Origin of the sequence: Streptomyces sp. NPDC079167 (assembly GCF_040686735.1) — a bacterium.
Lineage (GTDB): Bacteria > Actinomycetota > Actinomycetes > Streptomycetales > Streptomycetaceae > Streptomyces.
The window spans coordinates 1-4,603 of record NZ_JBFBLO010000050.1 but is presented as its reverse complement, the minus strand read 5'-3'; the positions used below and the strand labels follow the sequence as shown (position 1 = coordinate 4,603).

At 68.8% G+C, this 4,603-nt stretch carries 1 protein-coding gene; it reads left to right on the top strand.

Annotated features, from left to right (window positions below):
• The coding region (locus tag AB0P41_RS35865) for a beta-ketoacyl synthase N-terminal-like domain-containing protein (RefSeq protein WP_365936188.1) at positions 1-4,603 on the top strand (4,603 nt) is incomplete at both ends.

Here is a 4,603-nt window from a genome sequence, read left to right as displayed (position 1 = left end):
CGTCGCTGACGTCGGAGCGGTTGGCGGCGGTGTTGCGGCCGAAGGTGGATGCGGCGTGGCATCTGCATGAGCTGACGCGTGGCATGGATCTGTCGGTGTTCACGCTGTTCTCTTCTGCTGCGGCGACGTTGGGGTCGTCGGGGCAGGCGAATTATGCGGCGGCGAACGCATTCCTTGACGCGTTGGCCGAGGTTCGGCGGGTCGATGGGTTGGTGGGTCTGTCGTTGGGCTGGGGGCCCTGGGCGGAAGGTGGGATGCTCGGGCGTCTCGACGCCGCCGACCTCCAGCGCATGGCCCGCGCAGGCCTTCCTGCACTCACGGCCGATCAGGGTGTCGCCCTGTTCGACGCGGCAGAGACGACCGGACAGGCTGCGGTTCTTCCGCTGCGTCTCGATCTCCCGGTCCTGCGCCAGGGCGCTGCCTCCAACGGTGTGGCCCCGCTGCTGCGAGGCCTCGTACGCGTGTCGGGGCGCCGCCTCGCGAAGTCCGGGACGGTCGAATCGGTTCTTGCCGACCGTCTGCGAGGCATGGAGGAGGCAGAACGAGTCCGTCTGGTCCTGGACCTCGTGCGGGGTGAAGTCGCACTCGTACTCGGGCATGCGTCCGGGGACTCGGTCACCTCCGGGCAAGCGTTCAAGGAACTGGGCTTCGACTCGCTGACTGCCGTCGAGCTCCGCAACCGTCTGAACGAGGTGACCGGACTCCGTCTGCCCGCCACGCTGATCTTCGACTACCCCACTCCGGAGTCGCTCGCCGAGTACATCCACGACGAGCTCGTAGGCGGCCAGGACGAGCTGAGCCGGAATGTCGCTGCTGTCGGCCACGCCCTGGACGACGATCCCATTGCGATCGTCGGCATGAGTTGCCGTTACCCCGGCGGTGTCCTGCGTCCGGAGGATCTGTGGCAGCTGACAATCGGTGGAGGCGATGGCGTCGCACCGTTCCCCACGGACCGGGGCTGGGACCTGAACGGCGTCTACGACCCCGACCCGGACAACCGGACTGCCTCGTACACCGCGGAGGGCGGTTTCCTGTACGACGCAGGGAAGTTCGACCCGGCGTTCTTCGGTATCTCCCCCCACGAGGCGCTGGCGATGGACCCACAGCAGCGTCTGCTGCTGGAGGCCACCTGGGAGGCGTTCGAGCGTGCGGGCATCGACCCGGGCACACTGCGCGGGAGCCGGACCGGTGTGTACGCGGGCATGATGTACCACGACTACGCATCGCGGACCGCCTCCGTGCCGGAAGGCGTTGACGGATTCCTGGGCATCGGCACCTCGGGCAGTGTCCTGTCGGGGCGGGTGGCGTACACCTTCGGTCTCGAGGGGCCGACCATGACCATCGACACGGCTTGCTCGTCATCGCTGGTCGCCCTGCACCTGGCCGCTCAGGCCCTGCGGTCCGGCGAGTGCACGATGGCGCTGGCCGGCGGTGTGACGGTGATGTCCACTCCGGGCGCATTCATCGAATTCAGCCGTCAGGGTGGCCTGGCTTCGGATGGCCGGTGCAAGTCGTTCTCCGCGAGAGCGGACGGCACCGGGTGGTCGGAGGGCGTGGGCATGCTGCTGGTTGAGCGGCTCTCCGACGCGCGGCGCAACGGTCACCCCGTGCTCGCTCTCGTGCGGGGTTCAGCCGTCAACCAGGACGGTGCGTCGAACGGCCTGACGGCCCCGAACGGTCCGTCCCAGCAGCGGGTCATCCGGCAGGCGCTTGCCGACTCCGGCCTGTCGGCCTCCCAAGTGGACGCCGTCGAGGCGCACGGCACGGGTACGACGCTGGGTGACCCGATCGAGGCGCAGGCGCTGCTGGCGACGTATGGGCAGGGGCGGCCGGAAGGGCGGCCGCTGTGGCTGGGGTCGTTGAAGTCGAATCTCGGTCATACGCAGGCTGCTGCCGGTGTGGCCGGGGTCATCAAGATGGTGATGGCGATGCGGCACGGTGTGCTGCCGCAGACGCTGCACGTCGACGAGCCGACGCCACAGGTCGACTGGGAGTCTGGGGACGTCCAGCTGCTGACCGAGCCGCGTGAATGGCCCGAGACGGGCGAGCCGCGGCGCGTCGGTGTGTCGTCCTTCGGCGTCAGCGGTACGAACGCACACGTCATCCTGGAGCAGCCCTCTGAGAAAGCGGTGGCGGACACGGCTGGTGTCGCGGTGCCGGTGGTGCCTTGGGTGGTGTCCGCGAAGACGGCCGAGGCGCTCGATTCACAGATGGAGAAGTTGTCGGCGTTCGCCGGGGATCTGGACCCGGTGGATGTCGGGTTCTCGCTGGTGACGACGCGTGCGGCACTGGCTCACCGTGCGGTGGTCATCGGTGACCGGACGGTCCGGGGCACGGTTTCGTCGGGCAGCTCGGCCGTGCTGTTCTCGGGTCAGGGTGCGCAGCGGTCGGGTATGGGCCGTGAGTTGTATGAGGCGTATCCGGTGTTCGCGGATGCGTTCGATGCGGTGTGTGCGGAGTTGGACCGGCATCTGGACCGGCCGGTGCGGGAGGTCGTCTTCGAGGGTGGTGAGCTGCTGGATCAGACGCAGTTCACGCAGGCCGGCCTGTTCGCTCTTGAGGTGGCGTTGTTCCGCCTGGTGTCGGCGTGGGGCGTGAAGCCCGATTACCTTCTGGGTCATTCGATCGGTGAGCTGTCGGCTGCGCATGTGGCCGGGGTGCTGTCGCTGGAGGACGCGGCGAAGCTGGTCGCGGCACGGGGCCGTCTGATGCAGGGACTGCCGACGGGTGGCGCGATGGTTTCCCTCCAGGCGACCGAGGACGAAGTCCTGCCGCTACTGACCGCCGACGTGTCCATCGCGGCCCTCAACGGACCGTCCGCGACCGTGATTTCCGGTGACGAGGACGCGGTTCTGGCGATCGCCGCCCATTTCGAGGCGGAGGGTCGTAAGACCAAGCGGCTGCGGGTGAGCCATGCGTTCCATTCGCCTCGTATGGATGCCATGCTGGACGACTTCCGTGCGGTCGCGGAGACGCTCACCTTCCACCAGCCCGAGATCGGGATCGTCTCCAACGTCACCGGCGACGTCGTGTCGGGCGACGAGGTCTGCTCGGCGGACTACTGGGTGCGCCATGTGCGTGAGGCGGTTCGTTTCGTCGACGGGATGCGCTCCCTCCAGGACCAGGGCGTGACGGCGTTCCTGGAGTTGGGTCCGGACGGTGTGCTGTCCGCGATGGGTCAGGACTGTGTCGAGGAGTCGGCGTTCGTCCCGGTGCTGCGCAAGGACCGCGACGAGCCGCAGACACTGGTCACCGCGCTCGCCGAGCTCCACGTACGCGGAGGGTCCGTCGACTGGGCGGCGTACTTCGCCGGCACCGGCGCCCGCCGCGTCGACCTCCCGACGTACGCCTTCCAGCACGAGCACTTCTGGCTTGCTTCATCCTTCAGCGGGGCTGCGGACGCCAGGGCCCTCGGCCAGCACGCCGGCGAGCACCCCTTGCTGGGAGCCAAGGTCGTCGTGGCTCAGGCCGATGAGTACCTGTTCACGGGCAGACTGTCGGTCGAGTCGCATCCGTGGCTCGGCGACCACATGGTCATGGGCTCGGTGCTGCTGCCGGGAACGGCCTTCGTCGACCTGGCTCTGCATGTCGGTGAGGAGGTCGGCTGCGACCTCCTGAGCGACCTCACGCTTGAATCGCCCTTGGTTCTCCCCGACCACGGGGCGGTAGCCGTCCAGCTGACCCTGGGTGCTGCCGAGGACGACGGCAGCCGGGCGATCGCCGTTCACGGGCGACTGGCTGAGGACGCGGACGCGCAGTGGACACGGCACGCTGCCGGCACGCTGTCCGCAGGCGGCGTAACGGCAGGTGAGCCGCTGGAGGAGTGGCCGCCGCGTGACGCCGTCGTCCTTGACGCGGCGGGTCTGTACGAGAACCTTACGGATATCGGCTTCGGCTACGGTCCTACGTTCCAAGGGCTTCGGGCAGCCTGGCGGCGCGGCGACGAGGTGTTCGCGGAGGTCGCCCTGCCGGAAGGGACGGATGCCGCAGGGTTCGGCGTCCACCCGGCACTGCTTGACTCGGCACTGCACACGATGGGTCTTGTGGCCGGCGCCGGCGAGGATTCGGCTGGAGAAGCGCGGCTTCCGTTCGCATGGAGCGGGGTCTCGGTGTCCGCCGTGGGGGCGACCGTCCTGCGGGTACGGATCACGACGACCGGTTCGGGCCTCTCCCTGACCCTCGCCGACAGTGCAGGCGCCCCGGTTGCCGCCGTCGAGTCGCTCGCTCTGCGGGCGATCTCGCCGGACCAGCTCAGCGCTGCCGCCGACGCCGCAACGCGCGATGCGCTGTTCCAGGTGGACTGGATCAGTCACGACGTGGAGGAGGAGCGGGTCGAGGCCCGCTGGGCGGCGCTGGGCGACGCGATCGGCGTACCCGGACTTCGGTACGCCGACCTGACCGCGTTCACCGCTGCGGCGGATGCCGGTGAGTCGGTGCCGGGTGTGGTGGCGGTGTCGTTCGCGGGGACCGGTTCCGGCGCCGGGGACGTGGTGTCTCGTACGCATGAGGTTGCCGGACAGGCGCTGCAGTTGGTGCAGGAGTGGTTGGCGGATGAGCGGTTCGCTGATGCGCGGTTGGTGGTGGTGACGTCTGGTGCGGTGGC